At 55.1% G+C, this 22,781-nt stretch carries 28 protein-coding genes; 20 read left to right on the top strand and 8 right to left on the bottom strand.

All coding sequences use genetic code 11. From position 1 onward, the window contains the following. Positions 1 to 50 precede the first annotated feature (50 nt). From DX909_RS23950 to DX909_RS23970, 5 genes are all read left to right on the top strand, one after another. Complete coding sequence (locus DX909_RS23950) at positions 51 to 1,292, top strand: AAA family ATPase (RefSeq protein ID WP_128547772.1); 1,242 nt, start codon at positions 51 to 53, stop codon at positions 1,290 to 1,292. Between the two features lie 115 nt (positions 1,293 to 1,407). Continuing rightward, positions 1,408 to 2,907, top strand: a complete 1,500-nt coding sequence (locus DX909_RS23955) for a DUF6965 family protein (protein WP_128547773.1) — start codon at positions 1,408 to 1,410, stop codon at positions 2,905 to 2,907. Further along, a complete protein-coding gene (locus DX909_RS23960) occupies positions 2,904 to 3,248 on the top strand; it encodes a hypothetical protein (RefSeq protein ID WP_128547774.1) in 345 nt (114 codons plus the stop codon). The genes DX909_RS23955 and DX909_RS23960 overlap by 4 nt, the downstream gene beginning before the upstream one ends. 66 nt (positions 3,249 to 3,314) lie before the next feature. Further along, the gene (locus tag DX909_RS23965; protein ID WP_128547775.1) at positions 3,315 to 3,959 is read left to right on the top strand and encodes a terminase small subunit; all 645 of its coding nucleotides are present in this window, start codon (positions 3,315 to 3,317) and stop codon (positions 3,957 to 3,959) included. Continuing rightward, positions 3,892 to 5,394, top strand: a complete 1,503-nt coding sequence (locus DX909_RS23970) for a terminase large subunit domain-containing protein (RefSeq protein WP_128547776.1) — start codon at positions 3,892 to 3,894, stop codon at positions 5,392 to 5,394. Before DX909_RS23965 ends, DX909_RS23970 begins: the two co-directional genes overlap by 68 nt. A gap of 2 nt (positions 5,395 to 5,396) precedes the next feature. Here DX909_RS23970 and DX909_RS23975 read toward each other — a convergent pair whose 3' ends face one another. After that, a complete protein-coding gene (locus DX909_RS23975; RefSeq protein WP_128547777.1) occupies positions 5,397 to 5,852 on the bottom strand; it encodes a hypothetical protein in 456 nt (151 codons plus the stop codon). A gap of 126 nt (positions 5,853 to 5,978) precedes the next feature. Between DX909_RS23975 and DX909_RS23980 the strand changes: the two genes are divergently transcribed. The 3 genes from DX909_RS23980 (at position 5,979) to DX909_RS23990 (ending at position 10,246) form a co-directional block, all read left to right on the top strand. Further along, positions 5,979 to 6,203, top strand: a complete 225-nt coding sequence (locus DX909_RS23980; protein WP_128547778.1) for a hypothetical protein — start codon at positions 5,979 to 5,981, stop codon at positions 6,201 to 6,203. Further along, on the top strand, positions 6,196 to 9,567 hold the full coding sequence (locus tag DX909_RS23985; RefSeq protein ID WP_128547779.1) for a tape measure protein: 3,372 nt from the start codon (positions 6,196 to 6,198) through the stop codon (positions 9,565 to 9,567). The genes DX909_RS23980 and DX909_RS23985 overlap by 8 nt, the downstream gene beginning before the upstream one ends. Before the next feature lie 70 nt (positions 9,568 to 9,637). Further along, entirely contained in the window at positions 9,638 to 10,246 is a 609-nt protein-coding gene (locus DX909_RS23990; protein WP_128547780.1) for a hypothetical protein, read from the top strand. Positions 10,247 to 10,419: 173 nt separating this feature from the next. Here the strand turns inward: DX909_RS23990 and DX909_RS23995 are convergent, their stop codons facing one another. Next, entirely contained in the window at positions 10,420 to 10,920 is a 501-nt protein-coding gene (locus DX909_RS23995; protein WP_206513043.1) for an SHOCT domain-containing protein, read from the bottom strand. Between the two features lie 122 nt (positions 10,921 to 11,042). Here DX909_RS23995 and DX909_RS29805 point away from each other — a divergent pair, with 122 nt between their 5' ends. The 5 genes from DX909_RS29805 to DX909_RS24015 all read left to right on the top strand — a co-directional run bounded on the left by DX909_RS29805 (position 11,043) and on the right by DX909_RS24015 (position 14,387). Further along, on the top strand, positions 11,043 to 11,240 hold the full coding sequence (locus tag DX909_RS29805) for a hypothetical protein (RefSeq protein ID WP_206513044.1): 198 nt from the start codon (positions 11,043 to 11,045) through the stop codon (positions 11,238 to 11,240). A gap of 508 nt (positions 11,241 to 11,748) precedes the next feature. Continuing rightward, a complete protein-coding gene (locus DX909_RS24000) occupies positions 11,749 to 12,147 on the top strand; it encodes a hypothetical protein (RefSeq protein WP_128547782.1) in 399 nt (132 codons plus the stop codon). A gap of 93 nt (positions 12,148 to 12,240) precedes the next feature. Further along, a complete protein-coding gene (locus tag DX909_RS24005) occupies positions 12,241 to 13,689 on the top strand; it encodes a hypothetical protein (RefSeq protein ID WP_128547783.1) in 1,449 nt (482 codons plus the stop codon). A 46-nt stretch (positions 13,690 to 13,735) separates the two neighbouring features. Beyond that, entirely contained in the window at positions 13,736 to 13,981 is a 246-nt protein-coding gene (locus DX909_RS24010) for a hypothetical protein (protein WP_206513045.1), read from the top strand. A gap of 190 nt (positions 13,982 to 14,171) precedes the next feature. Then, positions 14,172 to 14,387, top strand: coding sequence for a hypothetical protein (locus tag DX909_RS24015; protein WP_128547785.1), 216 nt, complete (start codon positions 14,172 to 14,174; stop codon positions 14,385 to 14,387). Between the two features lie 330 nt (positions 14,388 to 14,717). Here DX909_RS24015 and DX909_RS24020 read toward each other — a convergent pair whose 3' ends face one another. The 3 genes from DX909_RS24020 to DX909_RS24030 form a co-directional block, all read right to left on the bottom strand. Continuing rightward, a complete protein-coding gene (locus DX909_RS24020) occupies positions 14,718 to 15,110 on the bottom strand; it encodes a hypothetical protein (protein ID WP_128547786.1) in 393 nt (130 codons plus the stop codon). A 257-nt stretch (positions 15,111 to 15,367) separates the two neighbouring features. After that, positions 15,368 to 15,706, bottom strand: a complete 339-nt coding sequence (locus tag DX909_RS24025; protein ID WP_310589877.1) for a response regulator — start codon at positions 15,704 to 15,706, stop codon at positions 15,368 to 15,370. A gap of 65 nt (positions 15,707 to 15,771) precedes the next feature. Further along, entirely contained in the window at positions 15,772 to 16,221 is a 450-nt protein-coding gene (locus DX909_RS24030; RefSeq protein WP_229311173.1) for a response regulator, read from the bottom strand. Positions 16,222 to 16,399: 178 nt separating this feature from the next. On the opposite strand from DX909_RS24030, the gene DX909_RS24035 reads away from it, so the two are divergent. After that, a complete protein-coding gene (locus DX909_RS24035) occupies positions 16,400 to 16,822 on the top strand; it encodes a response regulator (RefSeq protein WP_128547789.1) in 423 nt (140 codons plus the stop codon). A gap of 67 nt (positions 16,823 to 16,889) precedes the next feature. On the opposite strand, the gene DX909_RS24040 is transcribed toward DX909_RS24035, so the two are convergent. Then, on the bottom strand, positions 16,890 to 17,336 hold the full coding sequence (locus tag DX909_RS24040) for a response regulator (RefSeq protein ID WP_128547790.1): 447 nt from the start codon (positions 17,334 to 17,336) through the stop codon (positions 16,890 to 16,892). 259 nt (positions 17,337 to 17,595) lie between these two features. Here DX909_RS24040 and DX909_RS24045 point away from each other — a divergent pair, with 259 nt between their 5' ends. Beyond that, positions 17,596 to 17,790 (top strand): hypothetical protein, encoded by a 195-nt coding sequence (locus DX909_RS24045; protein ID WP_128547791.1) that lies wholly within the window; start codon positions 17,596 to 17,598, stop codon positions 17,788 to 17,790. A 247-nt stretch (positions 17,791 to 18,037) separates the two neighbouring features. Beyond that, positions 18,038 to 18,511 carry a response regulator gene (locus DX909_RS24050; RefSeq protein ID WP_128547792.1) on the top strand — a complete coding sequence of 158 codons (474 nt, stop codon included), beginning with the start codon at positions 18,038 to 18,040 and terminating at the stop codon, positions 18,509 to 18,511. Positions 18,512 to 18,809: 298 nt separating this feature from the next. Here the strand turns inward: DX909_RS24050 and DX909_RS24055 are convergent, their stop codons facing one another. Beyond that, positions 18,810 to 19,259: a response regulator gene (locus DX909_RS24055; protein WP_128547793.1), complete on the bottom strand. Its 450-nt coding sequence runs from the start codon at positions 19,257 to 19,259 to the stop codon at positions 18,810 to 18,812. Between the two features lie 248 nt (positions 19,260 to 19,507). On the opposite strand from DX909_RS24055, the gene DX909_RS24060 reads away from it, so the two are divergent. From DX909_RS24060 to DX909_RS24070, 3 genes are all read left to right on the top strand, one after another. Beyond that, positions 19,508 to 19,942 (top strand): hypothetical protein, encoded by a 435-nt coding sequence (locus DX909_RS24060; RefSeq protein ID WP_128547794.1) that lies wholly within the window; start codon positions 19,508 to 19,510, stop codon positions 19,940 to 19,942. Between the two features lie 78 nt (positions 19,943 to 20,020). Next, positions 20,021 to 20,494, top strand: coding sequence for a response regulator (locus tag DX909_RS24065; RefSeq protein ID WP_128547795.1), 474 nt, complete (start codon positions 20,021 to 20,023; stop codon positions 20,492 to 20,494). Positions 20,495 to 20,931: 437 nt separating this feature from the next. Then, positions 20,932 to 21,138 (top strand): hypothetical protein, encoded by a 207-nt coding sequence (locus DX909_RS24070; protein WP_128547796.1) that lies wholly within the window; start codon positions 20,932 to 20,934, stop codon positions 21,136 to 21,138. Between the two features lie 20 nt (positions 21,139 to 21,158). Here DX909_RS24070 and DX909_RS24075 read toward each other — a convergent pair whose 3' ends face one another. Then, complete coding sequence (locus tag DX909_RS24075) at positions 21,159 to 21,410, bottom strand: hypothetical protein (RefSeq protein WP_128547797.1); 252 nt, start codon at positions 21,408 to 21,410, stop codon at positions 21,159 to 21,161. 311 nt (positions 21,411 to 21,721) lie between these two features. On the opposite strand from DX909_RS24075, the gene DX909_RS24080 reads away from it, so the two are divergent. Further along, entirely contained in the window at positions 21,722 to 22,183 is a 462-nt protein-coding gene (locus DX909_RS24080; RefSeq protein ID WP_128547798.1) for a response regulator, read from the top strand. The last annotated feature ends 598 nt before the right edge of the window (positions 22,184 to 22,781 follow it).

A 22,781-nucleotide genomic window follows, 5' to 3' on the forward strand; every position in this document is an offset into this window, starting at 1 on the left:
ACAGGGCGCCATGCACCACCATGAACGCCCTGCGTTAAAATCCCGCAATAATGTCTGAATATCACAAAGATACGCAGGAACCGCCCATTTTCGGCATGTCCGACGAAGATTTAGGAGATATTCCCAACTTCGAATTCACCAGCGAGGGATGGAAACAAAACGGCAAGGAGAAAGCTGGTCAGAGTATCGACTACGAAGCTCTTAAAAAAGCGTTTCGAGTCTTACCCGACGAGGATTTGCCCCCAGATCAGGTGTGCCTCAGCATCCAGCACAACGACCAGACCAGCACCTTTGGGACATTGGGCAACTTCTCGGCCGTAATTGGAAAGCCCAAGGCAAAAAAGACATTTTCAATCACGGCGGCGGTAGCCGCTGCTCTAAGCAGTGAAAAGATCCTACGTTTCACCGGCTCTCTACCACCTGAAAAAAGGGTTGTTATTCATCTGGACATGGAACAGTCCCGCTTTCACGTTTTGCGAGTGGTTAAACGGATCTGCCGGCTGGCCGGTCAGGAAATGCCGGAAAACCTCCACGTTTATTCCCTCCGTTCGCTTAGTACCGAACAACGTCTGGCACTGACCAAATGGCTGATCTATAACACGCCTAATCTTGGCCTCGTCGTCATCGACGGCATCCGGGATCTGGTCGTCGACATCAATGATAATGCAGAATCTACCGCCCGAGTCGATGACCTGCTTCGGTGGACCTATGATCTGAACATTCATCTCATGGTCATCATTCACCAGAATAAGGGAAATGACATGATTCGGGGGGTTCTCGGAACTGAGATTCAAAACAAATCCGAAACAGTCGTGTCCGTCGCCCTCGATCCCAATGACAAATCCATTTCCATCGTGAAGCCAGAATATTGCCGGGATAAGGAATTTGAAGAGTTTGCATTTCAAATCGATGAATATGGTTTACCAAAACTGGTAAGTGATTGGGAGCCGGAACAGAAAGGTTCAGGCAAGAAAAACGGAAGAAGCGATGAGGAACCCAAAGCTCCGAGGTCCTTTGGTCCTTCCAACTTGGAGAGCCCTATTCATCAGCTGATCGTCTGGAGGGCTTTTCAAAACGTAGAACCTGGCAAACACGCAGCTACCAAGTTTCGCATCAAAGAGGCTGCGGCCTACTATGGGTATTCTTTCGGGGACAACAAGGCCGTCGAGTTTTTGACCTACTACCTCGACTGCGGGCTGATCCGTAAGGAAGGCCAGACCTACCACCTCAACCTACCTCCGCAAGGTGATCAGGTTGATCCAATTATCCCCACTGAAAGTACATTACTTTAACTGCTTTAACACCCCCCTTATAGGGGGGGGTGATTAAAGTATTAAAGTACTTTAAAGTGGGGCCGTCTAAAGTACTTTAAAGTAATTCACTTCACTTAAAGCACTTGCCAGAACTATGGAGGCTAACACCCCTCTGCTGGACCTGCCAATCAGCTTTTTCGAGTTCGACCACCAGCGCAACACCTTTGCCAATGTGCCGGCTCAGCAGACCACCCTTCGGCGGATCGTGACTACCCGCTACTACCGCTCGACCATCGAAGCCATCCGGGCGGAGGTGGACCCGGCGAGACAGGATGAGATGAAGAAGCAGCTTCCGGCCATCTCCCCGGTGGCGCTGCTGAACCACCGCAAGCGGGACACCACCTTTGCCGAGAAGATCATCCGGCAGCACCCGCTGCTAATGGGCGATATCGACGTGAAGGACAATCCGGGCGTCGACATGGCCCGGCTAAAGTACCACCTCTGCCGGCTGCCCTATCTACTTCTCTGCGCCTACTCGGTCCGCGGAGGGCTGTGGTTTGTCGTGCGGCTGCCAGAACATCAAACACCGGACACACTGGCGGCTCACTTCCGCTACTTACAGAAGCTGTTTGGGGAGCGGTTTGGCATTCACCTCGACCCGACCAAAGGTGGCAACCCGACCCACCTGCGCTTTGTCTCCTACGATGGAGAGCCGTATTGGAACGAGTGTCCGGCGGTGATGTCGGGAACCTTTACCCCTCCCCCGCCTAAGCCGGTCTATACCCGAACAGCCAGGCAAACCGACGACAGCCAGATTCTAAGCTGGGTGATCCGCCTGGTGCAGAACGCCGGACCCGGGGACCGCCATACCTCGCTGCTGAAAGCGTCTCGGCTGGCTGGAGGCTACATCGGCGCTGGCAGACTGGACGAGGAGACGGCCATCTACCGACTGGCAACCATCGCCAGCGAGTGGCCCATGTTTGCCAAGTCGCAGAAGACCATCCGTGACGGCATTCGTTTCGGCATGGCAGCGCCGATCTACGCCGAAACCTACGAGCGGCCTATTGAAGTCAAGACGAGGCCCGAACCCGTTAAGGTGGTTCGGCCCCAGGTGCAGCCGGATCATAGAGCCGCTGAGGTTGAATCTCCTTCCCCCGATGCGCAGCCTACCGAGAACCCACGAGAAGATCATTTAAAGGCCCTGGAAAACCTGAAGCAAGCCCTTGGTCTGGAAGTGATCTCGGTCAAGCCCCTTGTGGAGGAGAAGCCCCTGCAGGAAGGCGAGCTTTGGAATGTCATCGAGCTAGAGGAGTTCTTTGCCGCCACGCCCCTGCACGAAGGCCCAGTTTACCTCAACGGGCACAGTGTTATTACCGACCTTGGGCAGTTCGTCGACGCGCACCTGCGCTACGTAAGAGCCAACAACGGCCGCAAAGCCTTCCGGCCTTACTACGAACGCCTGCAGCTGGTCAAAACCATATTGGAAAAGGAGCCCAACGGCTACCCGAAGGAGTGGGATTCCCTACCGGAAGAAGCCCCCGCCCACCGGATGGTGGAGAGCCCCAGCCGCCCGACCTTCTCAACAATTCTAAACGTGCCGGCCCAGGATATTCCGCTATTCACTTTTCAACCCCACCATTCCTACATCGTATGACCACCGATATCACCATGCCCTGGCAGACCCCTTCCTACGACCTCCTCCGCCCGCTGGCCGAAGCCCTGAGCTTTAGTTGCCTACAGCGCGAACAATCCTCCTTCAACGCCCAGGTCGTGCTGTTTCGCGGCAGCGCCGAAGCAGACCACTTCATCCTGGTCACCCCTACCCGCGAAGACAGGCTGGAGGTGCTCATTTACCGCTACGACAAGCGGCTCTGCCCCCAGCCCACCAGTGAAGGACCGGACAGTCTCAAACGGCAGTGTCTATTCTATGGCAAGGTGCATTCTCACGACGAAGCGGGCATGAAAGCCATCCTGGAGGGCACAGTAGAACAATAATGTAAAGTTGCGTATTTTAACATTGATTAAGGCATTACACCAAAAGTAAAGCAAAAATTGTACACTATGGAAGAACAACGGAATGAGGAGCTGGCTGGAGAAGAGCTGGATGGGGCGGCCGGACAGTGGTCCGATCCGCTCACCGACAAGCAGCGGCGCTTCGTCGAAGAGTACTGCGTCGACTTCAACGGCACCCAGGCGGCCATCCGTGCCGGCTACAGTGATCACGAACCCTCGGCGGCCACCATCGGCTGGCGGCTGCTGAGAAACGCGATCATCAAAGCGGCCATCGAAGCCCGGCTGGCCCGGCTGACCATGTCGACCGAAGAGGCCGCCGTGCGGCTGACCCGCTACGGCCGCGGCACGCTCGAGCCCTTCCTCAACGATGCCGGGCTCATCGACCTGCGCAGCGAAGCCGCCCGCCGGGCCCGGGGGCTTCTAAAGAAGGTGAAGCAGACAGTGCGTGTGGAGCGGAACGACGGAGAAGCCGCGGCCGAGGTGATCAGCACCGAAATCGAGCTGGTCGACCCCAAGGACGCCATCGACAAGATGCTGCAGTACCACGGCAAATACATCAAGAAAGTCGAACTGGCCGGCCCCGACGGCGGGGCCATCCCCCTGGAAGACGTCACCCAACTATCCGATGAAGAACTCCGACGACGCATTGGCGAGCTGGAAGCTCGAGTTATACCGCCGGCAGCTGGCGCGTAACCACCTTCGTGACTTTATGCCTTACATCCGCCCCGGCTACCAGCCCCAGTGGTTTCACGGCGTCATCGCCGACCACCTGGAAAAGGTCTACACCCGCCAGATTCAGCGGCTGATGCTTTTTGTGCCGCCCCAGCACGGCAAGAGTGAGCTATCCACCCGCAGCTTCCCGGCCTGGGTGCTGGGGGAAGACCCCGACACCAAACTGGTAGTGTGTTCGTATTCGGCCACGCTGGCCGGCTCGTTTAACCGGGACATCCAGCGCCGCATGGATCAGCCCCGCTATCAGAACCTGTTTCCCCTCACCCGGCTGGGCGGTGGCCCGGGCAGTGCGGCCCTGCGCAACAGTGAAATCTTCGAGGTGGTGGGTCGGCAGGGCTTTGTTAAGACCGTGGGGGTGGGCGGGAGCCTGACAGGAACGCCCGTCGACATCGGCATCATTGACGATCCGATCAAGGACCGCCAGGAGGCCTACTCACTGACGGTGCGGGAGAGCGTGTGGAACTGGTATACGGACGTGTTTGAGACGCGCCTGCACAACAACTCGGCCCAGGTGCTGATTATGACCCGCTGGCACGAGGATGATCCGGGCGGCCGGCTGCTGGCCCGCGACGGGGTCTGGAGCCCCGAAAACCCCACGGGCTGGGTGGTCGTCTCCTTTCCGGCCCTGAAAACAGCGGATGAAAATGCCTTTGACCCCCGTAAGGTAGGCGAGGCCCTGTGGCCGCAGCGGCACAGCCAGGCCAAGATCGAAAAGATCCGTCAGGAGAACCCCATCACCTTCAACAGCCTCTACCAGCAGGACCCCAAGCCCTCCACCGAAGCGCTGATCTTCGGAGACTGGGTGGAAGTCGAGCAGTTTCCCTCTCACCTGGAGCAGGTGGCTTTCTTCGGTGGTGATTTCGGCTTTACTAACGACCCCACGGTATTGGTGAAGATCGCCCGGGAGGGTCGGGACCTGTACGTCGATGAGCTCTTCTACGCCCGGGGTATGACCAACCCGGATATTCTTCAGGCCTACCACGCCCTGAAGCTGCCCGCCGGAAGAGAAAGCTGGTGGGATGGGGCTGAGCCTAAAAGCATTGCGGAGCTAAGAACCGGCGCTTTGGTCGAAGGCAAGGGCGGGACTGTTCGGCTATCGGGCATCAACGCCATCGGTATCCGCAAGGGCCCGGGCAGCATCGAGGCGGGCATCAACAAGCTCAAGGAGTTCCGGGTCCACTACACCCGGCGCAGTCTGAACCTCAAACGGGAGAAGAACCACTACCAGTGGGTGATGTTCAACGGCGTGTCGACCAACGTGCCCATCGAAGGCAACGACCACGCCATGGACGCCATCCGCGGGGCGGTCTTCTCCAAGTTCGGCAGTCCTTCGGGCGGGGTGAAAAAGTCTGATCCACACTGGGTCGATCCACGGCGGCAGCGGATAGCCCGGTAGGCTCAGGCTTCTTCGGGCAGCGGCTTGAGCCGAACGGGGGTGAAAAAGCGGTCGACCTTCTCGTCATTGAGCGAAAAGGGACCCAGGTTCTCCAGGTAGAGGGGGGCGACCCACGCCTGACGGAGGTCCCACTCCATGGGCGGGGTGTCTTCAGTGAACGGGTAGCCGCACAGGCGCCGGTCGGGAATCATCTCACCGGTGCGCCCCTGGTCGGCCACCCGGATGACGGCGTACTGCCGGAGGTAGTCATTGCCGTGTACCACCGGGCGGAAGCGGATGGCAATGTCGATGAGAAAGGCCGAGCACCCGCCGGCCGCATCGTTGAAGAGCTCGACATCCTCGTAGAGGTGAATCAGCCCCTGCTCGTTGGCAAAGATGCCTCGCTGCATAATGGCTTCGGCCTCCTCGGCCGCCACCAGATAGGTAAGAAATTCGTAAGAGGGCGCTGGGGTATCCATAGGTGAAATTCGGGGATGAATTGACTCTAAAAAGATACGAAAAAAGGGCGAATAATTCGCCTAAAAAGTGGGCCGTTTCCAAGGTTAAACCATTAATAATCAGTATATTTAAATCAAAGGAATACCATGAGCGAAGAAGAAAAACTCCAGACCTTAGCGCAGCTGAATCCCGCCGATATGGAGGCCGAGCGCGCCCGGCTGATCCAAATGATTGACGATGCCCTGGGCGAGGATGCCGACATTCCACCTTCCGATGACTGGGACGGGCTGATCATCCTGGAAGATGACGTGATCAACACGGCCATTCTCAAAGCGAACCAGAACGCCACCAACGATAACCGCCATGCCTAATCCCATCCGGCCCGAAGAGGTCATTGACATTCCCGGCCTCAAGGCCGGACTTTCCGACTTGCAGCAGCAGATGGCAGGTTGGCTGACCGAATCCAAACGACTGTTTGGTGAACTGGTAGCGACCTCGAAAGACCTTCAGGGGGAGCTGGGCCGCACCCGGGTCTCGCTGGCCTCCGAGGGCGACCTTCGCAAACTGGCCGAATACGACCAGCGCGTCGACCAGCTCTCGGCCCGGTTGCGTGAAAACCAGAAAGCGGCCAAAGCCGTCGAGGCCGCCGAGCATCAGCTCCAGACCGTGCAGCAGTCGCTCACCCAGCGGACCGAGGAACTCATGAAGCGGTATGCCGAGCTGAACGGAACCTCGGCCAAAGTGGTGGCGGAGAAAAAGCGGATTGCCAAAGAACTGGTATCGCTGACGGCCAACTTCGAGCAGTTGGGCCGGGCGGTGAACACCTCGAAAGGGTCAGTCAGTGAAACGGCCAACACCTATTCGGCGCTCTCCCGAAGGCTGGCCGAGATGCGCAGCCAGCTCCGCAGTCTTGACGGGGCGTTTGATGCCAATACGGGCAAATTGAACCAGAACAACCGGGCGGCCGTCCAACTGGCCGCCAGCATTCAGCGGACCGATACGGCGCTGAAGCGCATGGACGCCACGATGGGCGTTCACGGCCGCCAGGTGGGCAGCTACCAGCAGACCATCGCCGGGGCCTACCTGGGCTTTACCCGCTTTGCCGGCAGCATCATTACGCTTCAGGCCATTCTGGGCGAGGGCAAAGCCATTGTGGGGGCGGCCATTCAGATGGAGTCGCTGAACGCGGCCCTGAAGGCGGTGCATACCTCAGCGGAGGAAGCGGCCATTTCCGAGCGGTTCATCAAGGAGGAAGCCAGCCGCCTGGGGGCGGAGTTGGGCTCAACCGCCGATGCCTTTATCACCCTGGCCGGCGCCACGCGGGGAACCACGCTGGAGGGGGCCGAGACGCGCCGGATCTGGGATTCGATCATTGTGGCCGGCCGGGGGCTGAACCGCACCAACGAGCAGATTCAGCGGGCCATCATCGCCACCGGGCAGGTCTTCAGCAAGCAGAAGGTGCAGGCTGAGGATCTGGTGGGCCAGCTGGCCGAAGCCATGCCGGGCGCCTTGCAGATTCTGGCCAAAGAGCTGGGGGTCACGGTATCGCAGATGCTGGAGATGGGCCAGAAAGGCCAGCTGCTGGCCGACGAGGTGCTGCCCAAACTGGCGGACGGTTTTCAGAAGACCTTCGGCGATAAGGTAGCCGAGAACTCGGACCGGACGGCCTCGAACCTCAATCGGATGCGAAACGCGCTGACCGAGCTGCGGGCGACGGTCTTCAACGACACCGACGCCAACAGCTGGTTCTCGCGGCTGTTGAAGGCCGAGACCGAAGAGATGAAGGACTGGATCTACATTTTCCAGAACTGGAGCAAGCTCAGCGTGCTCCGGGGGGATCTGGGGGGCGACAACGTCCGCCGGCTGCGGCAGGCCGAGGCCGCCAAACGTAAACCCATCGACGACTTCCGCAAGATGAACGCTGAGCAGCGCAACCAGGCGATCCTGAAGGCGTCAAGCAGCTCCCTGACTCTGGGCAATCAGTTCGACGCGGCATCGGGCGATCAGAAGAAGATCATTGGTCAGCGGATGGCCGACGCCCAGCGGCTGGTGGATGAGATGGTGAAGATCGACCTGAAGATGCTGGGCGAGGAAAAGGAGCGGGCGGAGGAAGTGGCCAAAAAGCGGGCGGCGATGCAAGCCGAGCAGCGGGAGAAAGACCAGAAGAAGCAGGCCGTCAAGGACCGGCAGGCATTGGCCGAACGGGAGCGCAAGCTCAGAGACGCCCTGCAAAAGATCGAGGCCGGCAATGATCTGGATGAATCCCGACTGCGGGCCAACTTCGAGGCCGGGCTGATGACAGAAGCCGAGTACATCGATAAGCGGTATGAGATGCAGGTGGAAGGCGCCCGAAAGGAACTGCGGCTGCTGGTTGAGTCGGGCAAGGCCAACACCGATGAATACAACAAGGCCCAGAAGAAAGTCACCGACGCGCTGGCCAATGCCCAGAAAGACCGCAAACAGATGGAAGACAAGGCCTGGCGCAAGGCAGTGGAAGCGGTGCGGGACGGGCTGCGGGTGATCGATGACCAGACGCAAACGGGGCTGACCAAACGGCTGGCCGATCTGGAAAAGGCGTATGTCAAGGCGGAGCAGAACATCGAGCGGCAGGTAGCCCAGCGGCAGATGACTGAAGAGGCCGGACAAAAAGCCGTGTTTGACCTGCGGAACAAATACCTCGATGACATCGCCAAAGCGACCAGCGAGGCCTACGACGAAGACGAGAAGCGCAGCACCGAACTGCTGGACAAGCTGGCGGCCTCGGCGAAGGGAGAAACCCAGATCAAGGAAGCGGCCGCCCTGAAAGCCGAGGAAATCGAGAAGAACCAGCTGGACAAGCAGAAGGATGCCGCCGACGCCTCGGTAAAGATTACCGAAGATGCCGAGAAGCAGAAAACCAAGATTACCAAAGACGAGGCCGAGAAGCGGCAAGCGCTGGAGGAGATGGCCTGGCAGCTGGCCAGTCAGGCAGTGACCTCGTATCTGGAGATCACCGGTGCTAACCGGCAGCAGGACATCGAGCGGCTGGAAAAGCAGAAGGACTACGAGTTGTCCCTGGTGCAGGACAACGAAGAAGCCAAAACCCAGATCGAGCAGCGGTACAATGAGCGGCTCCGGGTGCTGCGCCGCCGGCAGGCCGAGGCGGATAAAGCCCAAGCGGCTTTTGAGATCATTCTCAACACGGCGGTAGGAGCGACCAACGCAGCCTCGAAGGCGGTCACCTTACCGCTGGTCCCCTTCATTATTGCGCTGGGGGCATTGCAGCTCGGGACGGTGCTGGCCAAACCAATTCCGGAGTTTTTCAAGGGCAAAAAGGACGGCTACGAGGGGCCGGGGTATGTTGGGGATCGGGGCTTTGAGATCGTCGAGCGCCGAGATTCAAACGGCGGACACCTGACCTACCAACTGGCGCCGACCCGGCAGCTAACCTACCTCCACCGGCACGACAAGGTATATACCCACGAAGAGTCAAAGCGAATGATTCAGGTTAACCGGGAGATTGCCGACAACATCCGGCAGAGCGCCCCGCTGCCCTGGGAGTCCTCTACGGATCGGCGATACACCTCGGCAGATATGGCTCAGGCGGTCGAGTCCGGAATGCGGAAGGCGATGAAAGATCAGCCGGTGCAGGAAAACCACTGGGATGATCTGGGGTACCGGCGCTACCTGCGGGATAAAAACCAGCGGACTCAGTGGCTCAACAATTGGTTTTCCTTCCCCAAGTCCAAGCATTAACGCTCACCTATAGCTGCTTGCTTGCATATAGGGCGACAAGTCAGTATGATTGTCCGACCAAAGAAAACGAATGGCTACATCGTCCGACTCTCGCGGCTGTCTTCCCTGGATTGCGTTGGTTATTGGGGTAATAAGCATTTTTTACATTGTTCGCGGCTGCGCGGACCTCACACGGTCAGATGACGACTTTGGTTTACGGGAGCCTGTGGCCAGGGCGGAACGGCCCATTTCCCCAAAAAAGAAATCGGTTCGCCTTTCCGTTTTTAAGGATGTTGAAGCCCTGAAAGGGAAGCTGGAAAAGGTCGGGGTAGGTAAATTGAGAACCTGGCGCTATGATGGTATGGGGTGGATGTCTGCGACGGATTTCTATAACATTGGCCCAACCGGCACCAGCGGCCTGGCTAACAACCTGGCAATCTATCTTGAGTCTGAATCCGAGGACTACGTAAGAACGGTTAAGCTCAACCTGAACGATTACGACAATTTGGGCTACCCCGTGATGCCAGCAAAGGCAAAAAGGCTGTTTCAGGCTATTGGACTTCCGGTACCTGACGGTTTATTGGCGGCCCTACGAAGAGGGGAGGATTTCAGCTACCTCGGCGACCATTACAAGGTTGAAACCCGGCTCACCAACAACAGCAAAGGCGGGTACTACCGATTGATTATTACCAGCAATTAACCAGCTGGTTCACCTTCAAGTTTAGGAGAGAGGCGACGGCCTAAAAGCCACCTTGCCTTTCGAAAAAAAGAAAGGTCATTTTTAGCCCCGTAGAGACACGATCTCCTCGGGGCTTATTCTTATCCAAAAATCAGAAGATCGGCCAACATTTGGCACTTTTGGCGACATTGTGGCTATTGGTTGCCTAAAAGCTTCTTTTTTTGCTTATCGTACTCTTCCTGAGTGATCGCTCCAGAGTCAAGCAGTTGCTTGAACTTCAACAGTTCATCGGCTACTGATCTGGAAGCGGTCGGCTTTACGGGCAGGCTGTTGATTCGGCTGATCTCCCCCGCATCGATGGCCTGAACCAAATCAACCAGATGGTTGAAGCCGCCTGGGTTGATAAGGGCAAAGTATTGCTCACCACGCTTCTTATTTCCGTACAAGTCGACCCGTTTGATGACAAAGAACCTGCGGCCGTTGGAACTGTGCAGGGGGGTCAGGGCCATCGATAAAAGGTTGGGTTTCGCCATGATGTACTTAAAATCGCCGTTGGGCATCGTACCGGAGACCAGGTGTAGCGTATCGCCGGCTTTGATGGTGAAGCCGTTGGAGAGCGTAACCGGACCTTCAATGGTTTTTTGTCCGAAAGCTACCAGAGGAAAAAACAGGAGCAAGCAAAGGTAATTTTTCATGGTGTTGGATTTAGAACAACAATGATACCTAATCTGGAAATAGGTTGAGATTAATAATCCATGTATGGCAAAGTGTTGCATTGCATTGGCCAATATTCTATTTTAGGTAAAAACTTTCAGGAATGGCAAAACAAACTACATCTGTCCGCTTGCCGGCATCATCGCTTAAGCAAATCCAAGACCTTTCTGAGCTTTTTCAGGAGAGCAACAGTAAGATAGTGGAAAGGGCGGTCAGTATGCTTTATGAGAATCGGGAATCCGCTCTACGTCAATACGTTGAGGAGCGGCTGAAGAAATTCGAGGAAAGCAAGAACAAGTAAGGGGAGTCTTTGCCAGACGTCCGGACAAATAACTTTGTCCAAAAAAAGCAACACAAAGTATTGCTTTTAGTCTAACGGTATAGTATATTCGCTTATTCTAATTGAGGACGGGCCAAAGGTTGCATAGTACCGAAGAGGTTGCCCGACACAATAACCCCGAAATCAATTAGGCCACAAAAACAGAAAACCCGTGTCGCAACTTGCTTGGCGGCGGAGCGGCACGGGTCCAGTATCAACCTTAAACTTTCGTTTAACGATGACGGAGCAAAGTAACGCACCGGTAAGGGATTCTGCAACCCTTTCGGGGACAAATGAGCAAACGGCAGGACAAACGGCTGTAGAAACTTCTGGCAGCCCGGCCCCTGCCTCCACAGAGAAGGCCGCTGATCCTCAGCCCACTTTCCGCAACGACCGCGAGAAGGAAGAGTACGCCAAGAACAACCTTCCGGAAGATTCCTTCATCGTTGGCCCGGTCGAGGATCACCCCATCATTATCAACTCGGCTACCATGTTCTTTGCGATGCTGACCAATGACGCCACGCTGGCCCGGTTGATGGAGTGCGTGTCGACCTGGTACGCCTGCTATGCGGCTTCGGATGATTGGGAGTCCTACGGCCTTCAGAAGGATGAGTCGGCCCGGCAGTTTGCTTACCTGATAGAGTTTTTGGCCCAGATGAGCGTTGAGGTAGCCCGGAAGAAAAAGCTGCTTGCGACGCAGAAGGCTGAGGAGAAGGTGACCTTCTACAAGGACATGATCGGCCGATGGTCGGGTGTCGTTGACACCTACAAAGAGACGCTCGACGACTACAAGCAGATGAATGAAGCTCTGATTACTCAGCTGAAGCAAATGCGGGATCTGTACGACCCCCAGGCGCCTTCGGACTCAGGCGATAGCACTCCGGCCTGACCCGTTCACGGGTAAGCCGCCTCGGCTCTAACGGGCTGAGGCGGCTCCTGCCTACCAATCCCTTCTCCCACATCTTCCTAACATCGAAGCATTATGCAACTTCCCGCATACATCCTGACCAGCGGCAACACGGCCGCCGTTGACCTTCGGCCCCTCTACGAACGCATGGGCCTCAGCTCTCGCCACTTTGCCGAGTGGTTCCGCACCTATGAGAGCCGGCTCAAGCCCGGCACCGACTATGCACCCTACTATCAAGGGCGGCACTTTCACTGTATGGCCAGCCTGCCGGCGACCTTCGCCCTGCTGAACGCGGTGACGATCATTCGTAACCCCGGTATCTGGCCGGAGCTGAAGGCCGTCGAGGCCCAGCTGATCGCTCAGGGCTTTCAGCTGGAAGGCGTTGACCTGGCCGGACTCTCAAGAGCCAGAAAGGCCGATTTTAGCCCCACCCTGGCCCCGGATTCGGGCAGTTCAGACAATGTGCCGTCAAATGAAGAAGACCCCGCTCAAAGCCCGGATTCCGCTGGCAAGGTGATAACCTCGGGACCACTGCCGATCTATGTGATTGGAGGGAGGGCGGCCGTCAAAGCCGAAGACCTGTATGCACGGCTTTCCCGGCCCGGCGCTAACGATGTGCTGCACTGGACCAGCTACCGTATTAAGCAGCTGGGCCTGATCAAGGGCAAGCACTTCCTGGATTACAAAGAGGGGCGGCATGTGCATTACCTGCTCAGCCTGGAAGCGGCCATTGAGATCACCCGATTCAAACCGAAAGCCCGGGCGAAGGAGATTGAAAGCTACCTTTCGGACTTCAAGCGGTTTCTCAAAGCGCAGAAGCTGCCCGCCACGGCTAAGCTCTCCGACTTCCTTCACTTGAAACCCGGCGAGGTAGTCACCGGACAACCCGAAGTCACGCAGGCCACTCTGTTCGATCAGCAGCCGCCCCTGATCCGGCCTGAAGCCCCTCAGACGGCTCTGGCTTCACCCTCTCCGGCAGAAACCACACCAGAGACCGAAAACAGCCCCGCAGAGCCGTCATCGATCGCAGCGGAGGAAGATAGTCAGCCGGAGAAGAAAACGCCGACAGCGGCTGAATTGCTGGTGCAGATGGCCCAGATGGTGCTTCAGTCCGCGCAGCTGCTGGCTGATCTGGAACGGCGCCAGCAGTTCACCGAAACGACTACCCGCCAGATGGTAGCGATTGGTCAGCAGGCGGCCCTGCAAACGCTCGGCCTGCACAAAGGGGATGCCCAGCCACCGGCCAACACGCTTCGGGATCAGATCCGCCACCGGGTCAACCAGCGCGCCCGCGCTACCCGGGAGACGCACGAGGACATTTTCAAGGAAATCTACAGCCAGCTCTTCTACACCTACGGCATCAGCATTTCAGACCATACCCGGCTGAAAGACGAGACGCATCTGGGCTGCTGCGAACGGCTGGGCTTTCTGGATAAGGCCTGGGCCATCGTCGACAGCAAAGCCTTCAACGCCTACCGGGAGAAACTTGCACCTATGCAGGAAGGAGGGCCGGTCAATGGATAACCGCTGGAATACCGCAGATCTCTGCCAGTTCTCCCCCTCGGCCGATATGGCCAGCACCTTCCATTATGGCGAGGTAATCACCGGCAGCGAGGTGGCGCCCGACTATTGGGACACCACTGAGGGCAACGTAGCCATCGAAACCGGCCACAGCCTGACTATGGGACGGATCGTAGCGGTAACGGCATCCGCGGTCATTGTGGGCTTCGATCACCCGCAGAAGCCCGCTGAGCGTATCGACCGAAGCCAGATCCGGGCCATCTACTCGCTGTGGGTCTTCCGCAAATCTTCCTGATTCGTTACGGTGGGTTGTAAGCAAAGGGCCGGGCTACTGGTCCGGCTCCTTTCTCTCTCTGCCGAAGACTTCCGCTGACCATGAACGAAAACGACACTCTGAGCCGGTTTGCCCGATGGGTCGACCGTCACGACTCTCTGGCCCTGATGGCCGCCCTGCTGCTGTTTCTGCTGACCATTACCCTCGCGCCATGAAGCAGCTGCCTTACTTCGACTTTCAGATCTACGGCTACCTCGGCCCGTTCTGCCTGACGCTGTTAATGCTGACTACCGACCACACCGCGGGTGGCTGGTATGCCGAGAACCGCGCCCTGAAACCGAACCTCGAACTGTTGGGGGCTAGGTACTCCGGCAACAATCAGCTGCTCGCCTGGCTGTTTCGAGGCCATTACCTGTTGAAGTACTAGTTGTACGAAGAGGACGATAACTCCGACCGCTGGCATTGCATTGACCTGCTGTTCTACCGGCTATACTTGCCGGCCACGAAAGGGTGTCACGATTTGTGACACCCACACAAAACCGAAGGGTCGTAAAACTCCCGACCCCCTTTGCCATCAAGGAAAGGGAAATGACAACTCATCACCCCCTTCCAGCTTCATTCCAACAACCAATGAAAGAAATCCAGCCGGGGCATTTGTGAGAAAAGAAAACCTATCGGGCAAAACCAGTCAATACCGTTCAATTCACTACGTAAACCTGGGACTCGGGTGTTCAAGCTGATTCCTGCCATACTAAATTCAAGTTACGATCCGATTGGTCTGCCGATAGGCCATGATGGACCAAACGACAAGCACCAGCGAAAGTAAAACCTGCCCCCATCCGGTTGCTTTTTCAACGCCGTTCAATACTGCCATCGTGTGAATTATGATCAGGGCCAGGTTGGACAAAAACACGGACAAAAGCATGACCCTGCCGCCTAAAGAGGAGCCATCATTGCGGACAAACCAACACGCTAGGGCATACGCAATCAATTGAGTACCGTAAGATTGTGCTACCAATTTCGTAGAGTCATTCATCAATGAGGGATTGGTAAGATATTGCCCAGCCATAAACTCAGGGGCGAAAGTAAGCCCTAGCCCAAAGAGTGAAACAATGATCGCTACGAACGTAAATAGATTTTTGGTATTCATGGAAAGAGAAGTTTAAGAGTTGCGAATCACAGCTGTTTTAATCTGCCTACGTGGTATCGATGAGATGGAGAGAATTCATTTTTATCCCAAGCTGTTCACCAAAAAATTGTTGTGGGCAACATCATTAAAATCATATAAACTAAGCAATGAGAAGTAGAGAGTTTAGTCAATGAAGGATCAATGGCCGGTATAGCTGAATAATAGATGAACTTGAGGCAATAACAATAACAAAAATCTCAATATTAGCCGCCAATTTATTAAACGGACGTAGGGAAAGATTTCTTAATAAACGGCTTTGAATCTTCGGGAATGGCCTGTATGGGGACCTGATTCCCGCAACAATGGCGAAGCTGCTCCAGAATGACCCGGCCCCTTCCATCGGGCAGCGTCAGATCCGTCACGATCAGAGCGGGTTGATGAGTGGCCAGCAGGGTTTCGGCCATGCGAAGCGTACCGGCCAGCCGCACCTGGTGGCCGGCGCGTTCCAGATAGATCTTCAGCATCTTCTGTTGAATGGAGTCATCTTCTACTAAGAGAACGTCGTGTTGAATACAAGTATTAGGGACGGAGAACCCCTGATCTGACGCAAAAATGATGCAACCTTCGTTTCAGCAGACAAGCTGTGATTATGCGATTCCTGGTCGCTGGAACGGCTTCCCGGTTAGGCTTGTCCGTCCTGGCCGGGACTGGCATAATCCGTTCTCCGTCCTCCCGGGCTTTCCAGCCATTGAAGACGAATCGATTTCAGCAAGGTCTTGTAGTCCTTCAACCGGTTCGGCTTGGGCAGATAAGCTGCGGCTCCCGCCTGCAGATAGGCGCTGACGTTGATATCGGCTTCATAGCCCGTCAAAATCAATACCGGGATGGGCCGGAACCGGCTCTCGGCCTTCAGGCGGACCAGCAACTCCAACGAGGTTTCTTCCTGCAGGTTCACATCCAGGATGATCAGCAGCGGCCTGGAATCGGCTGCCTCCAGAAAATTCCAAGCGGCCGCCACCTGCTCCTGACAATGCACGTCAAAGTCTGGCCATTCCAGGCGGGCAATGGCACCTAACAATTCGCACTCTTCGGGATCATCATCGACCAGCAATACATACTTTTTTGGTTCCATCGATGCCACAAGGATTGGTTTTGAGCGATTGGGGGCCAAAAATAAGAAGCAGCAAAAATAATTACCGAAATCTTACGGAATGGTAAGCCGACGTATACTCTTGCCATGCTTTCTATAAGCCTTATCTTTGCAGGTTACTTTCTCTCCACCCCCACTGGTCGTCTCCCTATCTGAAACTATGAAGAAAACCGTGTACATCATCGAGAAGGACCCGGTCCTGGGCGAGCAGGTACAACGCTGTCTGGAGGAAGACTTTGACCTGGAAAAGGTCATCCGGTTCGACGATTTAGCGGCACTGGAGGCGCACCTTACTGAATCTGAATCCTGGCCCTCGCTGGTGCTGGTGGATCTGGATCCCCAACCTCAGGCCGTCGTGTCGGCGGTGGCTCAGCTGAAAGCCCATCCGCTGTGGAAGAAGGTGGTCGTGCTGGGTTGGGGTGAGAAGCTATCGGCCGAGCAGATTCACCAGGCGTATCTGGCCGGCTTCGGCTCGACCCATGACAAACCGGTGGACGGTGGCCAGAGGATTAGGATGATCCAACAAATGGCCCAGTACTGGCTGCACACCTCTTCCCTGCCCCATGGCCTAACCGGGCCTTAATCACAGCGGCCACCATCGGCCGCTGTTTACAAATTTGGAAACATAGTTGATGCCCTTGCCTTAGGACTTAACGGGTTTTGGAAGGCTCCCGGCCGAAAGCCGCGCTAATGCCTCCATGACGCGACAGCCAATAGGTATGAACGGTATGGGTGATCCGGTCCAGGCCTGGAACCGAACTGGGCTTGACAAAGTAGGTCGTCACGCCTAACTGATGACTTTGCAGTATGTGATCCGGAAGGCTCGAATCAGTCATCACAAAGATCGGGACAGTCTGGGTTTTGGCATGAGCGCGTAGCACCTCCATCGCTTCCAGGCCCGTCATGCGAGGCATATTCAGATCCAGAAAAATCATATCCGGCTTTAGGGAAGTCTGCTCGAGGCAGTCCATCAGGTCCTGCCCATTGGCAAACACGCGGATGGCACTGGCCGGAAATCGTCGGTGGAGGCTGCTTTGCAGCAAGAGGACATCGTCCTCATCATCTTCTACCAGACAGATCAGTGCCGGGTCATTCATGGGAATGGTGTTTTAGAAGGAACCGAGTGCTAAATAGACAATTATTATTCCATTCATCCTAACCGGCATAAATACTTTCCTATTTTTTGAAAAAATAGTTTTCCCTTACCAAACCGTAAGTAGTCGGAATTTGGTCTCCATTCGTAAGTCAGCCCGATAGCAAGAGTACCAGTCGGTGACCAAAGTCTAAAATTTCGGACAACCGGCAGAAATATTTTACAAGTTTTTGCTTATTTACGGCACCATGTTTCGACTGTCCATGAAAAAGCAAACTAAAACGAAAGAACAATTGCAGCGCCAGATCGAAGAGGCCAAAGCCGCCGAGAAGCAGGCTCAGGAGCAGATCCGGCACTGGAAAAAGGAAGAGAACAAAAACAAGGTCGAGCGCCTGCAGCGAGAAGCGGAGCTGAATGAATTAAACGATCCTGACCTGGAAGCCGGGGCGGAACCGTAGACAGAAGACCTAACGGGAGAGATTCGATACGGACCCAGTCCGAATGCCTTCCAATTCATTCGGGAGAAAAAAGCACCAGCCCGGCTCTTTGAGCCGGGCTTTGTTTTACCGCCCTCATCGACCAACCGGGCCTGTCCTAGTGGAATTGAGCTTGTGACTCAAAAAATGCTTCATAGAACTTAAACATAAGGAAAGGGCGTAAACAAACGCCAGTTTTCCTATCTTAGCACCTCTTCTGGCCTTTACCATGAACCCTCCGTCAAAACGAGCCGCCAAGGCTGAACCCAGGTTGTTGGTGCTAATCATTGAAGACAACCAGGACCATTGGTTATTAATGGAAACGGCACTCATTGCCTCCTATCCCCGGCTTACGCTGTCCCGGGTCGCTTCTAAAGCCGAGGCAGTGGCTTACCTCAACCAGCGGCAGGTCTCCGGCTTTCTGCCCGACCTGATCTTATTGGATCTCTATTTGCCCGACCGTCAGGAAGGTCTGAGTATGCTGGAGACGATACGATCCATGCCCTCCCCGATTCAAGTGTTACCGGTAGTGATCTTCAGTGCTTCGGCACGAGAAGAGGACATTAAGGAATGTTATCAACAGGGAGCCAACTCGTATATCATCAAACCCCATCAGGCGAAAGAATGGCCGGAGTTTATGGCCATTCTGCTGGATTTCTGGGGCAGAACTGCCACTTTAGTTCAAACCGATTTCATAGATTGAGGCGGCTTTCTCTAAATAGGTGGGCCAATCAATTGCTGCCATGGCGTTTGCAGTTGATGAAAGGAGAAAGCAAAGGGCTGGCCATCGAAAACGTCCGGTGGTAGATCCATGTAATATTCCTGATCTTTATACTACACCCTCGGCTCTGGAGTACGGGCAGCGCTATGGTTGGGAGGTAGACGATACTACCAAAACAAAGGTCGGATGCCAGACCTGGAACTATTAAACGCAATACACGACAGAGATAGAGTATGGGCCCGGCTGCATTGCGCCGGGTTTGGTTTTTATGAATCCTAGTCTAAACCGCTCCATCCCCTTCTGACGGATGAGGGGCTAGGGAGGCACCAGATCCAACCTCCAGCCACTGCGTCCGAATGGCCATCAGCAGCGTTTTATATTCTTTGAGTTGAGCCGGCTTATGCAGGTAGGCATTGGCCCCCGCCTGCAGAAAAAGCTCCACATACCTCTGGTTGTCTGAGCCCGTCAGAACCAGCACCGGCACTTTTTTAAAGCGTGGATCGGCTTTCATTCGGCCCAGCAGTTCCAGGCTGGTTTCCCCTTGCAAGTTGACATCCATTAATATCAACGCGGGCAGGAGCTTGGCCTTCTCCAGAAAGTCCCAGACCTGCTGCGAGGTCTCCAAACACAAAAGCTCATAGTCGGGCCACTGAGACTTCAGGATCAATAAAAGCAGTTCACATTCTTCCGGGTCATCATCGATGAGCAGGATCTCTTTGTTCTTTTCCATCCCCTTCAATTCCTTGCCTTGTTTTTGCCGTATTAATCATATGAGAAAGGAAAGGTTTTCGGGTCTCGGAGAAACCTACTGACTGGCCTCGACAACGTATACTATTGACAATAAGCCGCTGGGGCCTATCTTTGCCGGTCCTTCCCAGCCGCCGGGGGCCATCGTTTTGGGCCAACGGCAGTGCTCCTCTAGGCAGGAACACTTCGGCAGGGTGTTAGCCAGTTAACCTGTACGATTCTTTTGGAGCCATGCCCCATCGTCTGTATATCATCGAACCGGATCCGGCTCTGGGGTCTACTCTCAACCAGAGTCTGCCGGCCGAGTACCCCGCCGTGGAAGTAGCGGTCTTCGACGAGCTGCGGAAAATGGTCGATTGGGTCATCCTGACCGACCACTTTCCCTCCCTGCTGCTGGTGCATCTGCAGCCGCACCCTGAACGGCAAATGGCCGGCGTCAGCCGGCTGAAAAACGATCCGCTGTGGAAGCCTTGTATCTTCATTGGCTGGGCCGGGTCGCTCTCGTGGACCCAGGTCAGTCGGGCGTATCATTCCGGCTTTCATTCGGTCCACCAGCTGGACACGGCCCTGCCCCAGGGCCTCAAGCCCATCCTCGACTACTGGTTGACGCTGCCTCATCTGCCGCTGCTGAACCAGGCTCATGGACCGAGTTGGTCCAAAGATTAACGATCCATTAAAAATCAGGAAGTTACAGTAAGAGGGCAGGAATTTGTCTACCTTTGGGCGTCCCTTACCGTAACGACCATGAACCGCCGGCTAGAACACTCCAATACTGCCGGCATAAAACTGGCGTTGCTGATCATTGAGGACAATGAGGAGCAGTGGCTGCTGATGCAGGCGGCCCTGAAAAACGCCTCTCCTGAGCTGACCCTAACCTGGGCCGCCAGTCAGGCCCAGGCCCTGACTTACCTCCAGCAGCAGCAGGCACTGGGCTACCTGCCTGATCTGATCCTACTGGATCTCTACCTGCCCGAGCGTCAGACGGGCCTGGATCTGCTTCAAACGATTAAAAGCAGTTCCTATCCCCTGCCCCTGTTACCGGTGATTGTCTTTAGCCAGTCGGCCCAAAAGCAGGACATCCAGGCATGTTACTGGCAGGGGGCCAACTCCTATATTACCAAACCGCTACGAGCTCAGGAGTGGGCAGACTGCCTGACGATTCTCCTGGAGTTCTGGGGCCGGACCGCCTCGAGAGTGCCTACCCGCTATCTGAATTGACCGGCCCGCCTTCTAAGGGTTCGGACGAATCAGCAGCGGCCACCGGCTCTGCAGGGGCTGCTTTTGCTAGAGGTGCACGCTGGCGAGTATCAACCCGTTTTTCATCTACCCATAGAGCAGGTCACCGGCCAATTCCACCGAGTCGAAGGAAAGCGTCAGGTTCAACCAGGGCAAAGGCACCTCACCGCGCCATCCGTTGATTGTCAGGATCATGAGAAATCTACTTAGGGGGACACTGGAAAATCCTTCAAGGGAAACCTAAGTAGGACAGCAAGCAGCTTTATCACCGTTACGCACCTATTTTCATCAAATCATTTCCTGCCGCGAGGATCAGCGCCCGGTATCCGTGGAAAAAAAGAACAAAAGTTGGTAACAGGGGGTTGACTTGCAGAAATATTTTACAGAAATTTTGCAAGCACAATCAATCACCGCTGGTCATGGAAACGCACGGCAAGAAGGAAGAGGAAATATTAAAGCAGATCGAAGAGTCCAAAGCCGCCGAAGAGCAGGCCCAGGAACAAATCCGCCACTGGAAGAAGGAAGAAAACAAAAACAAGGTCGAACGCCTGCAGCGAGAGGCCGAATTAGAAGGAATAAGATACCCAACTCCTGAAAGAGATCCGAATTCAGAGGGAAACCACTAATTTTCCTGTGTCCGGCTCCGTTAGGCCTTTTCAAGGATCTGTCGCCAGTGCTGCTGAAGCCGCAGCATGGGTTCCTCGAAGGGTTGCCCGTCGAAGATTTCCGGGGGCAAATCCAAACATAGGCCCCGATCCTGTACCTGCACCCCGGTAAGTACTAGTCCGGTCCGGACTAACCGGTTGACAAAATCACAGCCGCGTTCGATTTCGTCAGTAGCATGGATAAGATTGCAATACACCAACCCTTCTTTGGTGCCGTTGATAATCACAATCATAAGGTTGGATAGGATAACTTTAAGCCTGACTAGGATAGCTATACGTCTGTTCGCTAATTTTTTGTATTGGGTCCACAAAGGCAAGTAAAAATTATTTTGTAACCCTTTTGATTGGCTTCTCCCCTTCAAATATTGTTCCAAACAACGGCTATTCTTTCCAGGGGGTTGGTTACGTATAATCTTGACACTAAATATGAAGTCTTTACCTTTGAAGCAGTAAACGGGACGCTTGAAGGGGCCCAGATTCTGCCTTGTCAGGTTGCGGCTCACTCTCCGGCTGGTTCATACCTACCTTTTTAATTCCTTAACTCATGAAGAAGACGGGATTCTTACCGGCGGTACTGATCATTGAGGATGACGCGGATCACCGGAAGATCATCCAATCGATGCTCGAGCAGAGCCACCCAACGCTTCAACTGGTTTTTGCCTCCTCGGATGGAGAAGCCCTTTCGCTGTTGGAGCACTGGCGATCGGCTGGCACCTTCCCTCAACTTATTCTGCTGGATCTGTACCTTCCGGAGCGGGAAACGGGCTTTCAGCTGCTGCAGACGTTCAAGACGCTGCCACTGCCGGTCAAATCGGTGCCTGTGGTGGTCTTAAGCCATTCGAATGATGCGCAGGAAATCTGGCGGGCTTATCACCTGGGAGCCAACTCTTTTCTGGTCAAACCTCTTCAGTTCCATGACTGGCAGCAGAACCTGCAGCTGCTGGTGGAATACTGGTTACAAACGGTCGCCGTAGTGGATCCCAGTCAATCGTTTGAGGGGTGGTAGTCACGCCATTTTGTTCCCGAAGGGGAAGTCCTTACTGTAGAATCTATTGTAAGCTATAGTCAAATTAGGCCCGGCAATTAACCGGGCTTTGTCTATTGTGACTATACGGCGGAAGTATCGTCAAAAGGAAAATGTTGCGGTTTGGCATCAACAATACCAGCAAGATATCGAACTGGATTAGCCGGGGCGTCATCCCTCCGGAGAACGTCTTAGAACTGCCGGAGCTAAACGGGATCCGCCTTATCAAGGCCATACCCTACCGGCCGTAGGTCCTTATTTGGGTTAGTTGAGCGACGACAGCCTGGTTGCATCTGCGGCCGGGCTGTTTTGTTGGCCCTACACTGATCCTCAACGTTTCGACATGGGTGTCGACAAGCCCGGGCATTTGTCCAAATTTGGACGGACGTTACCCCGGGGTATTTTTCACGAGGATTCCTGAAAAATCAGAGCAGGGGCCGAAATCCGGATTTCTGCATAGCCACTCGACATATATGTCGAGTGCTGACAATCAAGTCGATACCAATGGAGTAATCTTCTTATACCCCGCGTGGCAAGAGTTCAAAGTCCGATTTTCGGACCCTGCTTACCCAAAGGGTGT

This window comes from Larkinella soli (genome assembly GCF_003703975.1).
GTDB classification, from domain to species: domain Bacteria; phylum Bacteroidota; class Bacteroidia; order Cytophagales; family Spirosomataceae; genus Larkinella; species Larkinella soli.

Excerpts from the sequence above, each read along its gene's own strand:
- DX909_RS23950 (WP_128547772.1), top strand. The coding sequence starts at position 51 with ATGTCTGAATATCACAAAGATACGCAGGAACCGCCCATTTTCGGCATG.
- DX909_RS23955 (WP_128547773.1), top strand. The coding sequence starts at position 1,408 with ATGGAGGCTAACACCCCTCTGCTGGACCTGCCAATCAGCTTTTTCGAG.
- DX909_RS23960 (WP_128547774.1), top strand. The coding sequence starts at position 2,904 with ATGACCACCGATATCACCATGCCCTGGCAGACCCCTTCCTACGACCTC.
- DX909_RS23965 (WP_128547775.1), top strand. The coding sequence starts at position 3,315 with ATGGAAGAACAACGGAATGAGGAGCTGGCTGGAGAAGAGCTGGATGGG.
- DX909_RS23970 (WP_128547776.1), top strand. The coding sequence starts at position 3,892 with ATGAAGAACTCCGACGACGCATTGGCGAGCTGGAAGCTCGAGTTATAC.
- DX909_RS23975 (WP_128547777.1), bottom strand. The coding sequence starts at position 5,852 with ATGGATACCCCAGCGCCCTCTTACGAATTTCTTACCTATCTGGTGGCG.
- DX909_RS23980 (WP_128547778.1), top strand. The coding sequence starts at position 5,979 with ATGAGCGAAGAAGAAAAACTCCAGACCTTAGCGCAGCTGAATCCCGCC.
- DX909_RS23985 (WP_128547779.1), top strand. The coding sequence starts at position 6,196 with ATGCCTAATCCCATCCGGCCCGAAGAGGTCATTGACATTCCCGGCCTC.
- DX909_RS23990 (WP_128547780.1), top strand. The coding sequence starts at position 9,638 with ATGGCTACATCGTCCGACTCTCGCGGCTGTCTTCCCTGGATTGCGTTG.
- DX909_RS23995 (WP_206513043.1), bottom strand. The coding sequence starts at position 10,920 with ATGAAAAATTACCTTTGCTTGCTCCTGTTTTTTCCTCTGGTAGCTTTC.
- DX909_RS29805 (WP_206513044.1), top strand. The coding sequence starts at position 11,043 with ATGGCAAAACAAACTACATCTGTCCGCTTGCCGGCATCATCGCTTAAG.
- DX909_RS24000 (WP_128547782.1), top strand. The coding sequence starts at position 11,749 with ATGTTCTTTGCGATGCTGACCAATGACGCCACGCTGGCCCGGTTGATG.
- DX909_RS24005 (WP_128547783.1), top strand. The coding sequence starts at position 12,241 with ATGCAACTTCCCGCATACATCCTGACCAGCGGCAACACGGCCGCCGTT.
- DX909_RS24010 (WP_206513045.1), top strand. The coding sequence starts at position 13,736 with ATGGCCAGCACCTTCCATTATGGCGAGGTAATCACCGGCAGCGAGGTG.
- DX909_RS24015 (WP_128547785.1), top strand. The coding sequence starts at position 14,172 with ATGAAGCAGCTGCCTTACTTCGACTTTCAGATCTACGGCTACCTCGGC.
- DX909_RS24020 (WP_128547786.1), bottom strand. The coding sequence starts at position 15,110 with ATGAATACCAAAAATCTATTTACGTTCGTAGCGATCATTGTTTCACTC.
- DX909_RS24030 (WP_229311173.1), bottom strand. The coding sequence starts at position 16,221 with ATGGAACCAAAAAAGTATGTATTGCTGGTCGATGATGATCCCGAAGAG.
- DX909_RS24035 (WP_128547789.1), top strand. The coding sequence starts at position 16,400 with ATGAAGAAAACCGTGTACATCATCGAGAAGGACCCGGTCCTGGGCGAG.
- DX909_RS24040 (WP_128547790.1), bottom strand. The coding sequence starts at position 17,336 with ATGAATGACCCGGCACTGATCTGTCTGGTAGAAGATGATGAGGACGAT.
- DX909_RS24045 (WP_128547791.1), top strand. The coding sequence starts at position 17,596 with ATGAAAAAGCAAACTAAAACGAAAGAACAATTGCAGCGCCAGATCGAA.
- DX909_RS24050 (WP_128547792.1), top strand. The coding sequence starts at position 18,038 with ATGAACCCTCCGTCAAAACGAGCCGCCAAGGCTGAACCCAGGTTGTTG.
- DX909_RS24055 (WP_128547793.1), bottom strand. The coding sequence starts at position 19,259 with ATGGAAAAGAACAAAGAGATCCTGCTCATCGATGATGACCCGGAAGAA.
- DX909_RS24060 (WP_128547794.1), top strand. The coding sequence starts at position 19,508 with ATGCCCCATCGTCTGTATATCATCGAACCGGATCCGGCTCTGGGGTCT.
- DX909_RS24065 (WP_128547795.1), top strand. The coding sequence starts at position 20,021 with ATGAACCGCCGGCTAGAACACTCCAATACTGCCGGCATAAAACTGGCG.
- DX909_RS24070 (WP_128547796.1), top strand. The coding sequence starts at position 20,932 with ATGGAAACGCACGGCAAGAAGGAAGAGGAAATATTAAAGCAGATCGAA.
- DX909_RS24075 (WP_128547797.1), bottom strand. The coding sequence starts at position 21,410 with ATGATTGTGATTATCAACGGCACCAAAGAAGGGTTGGTGTATTGCAAT.
- DX909_RS24080 (WP_128547798.1), top strand. The coding sequence starts at position 21,722 with ATGAAGAAGACGGGATTCTTACCGGCGGTACTGATCATTGAGGATGAC.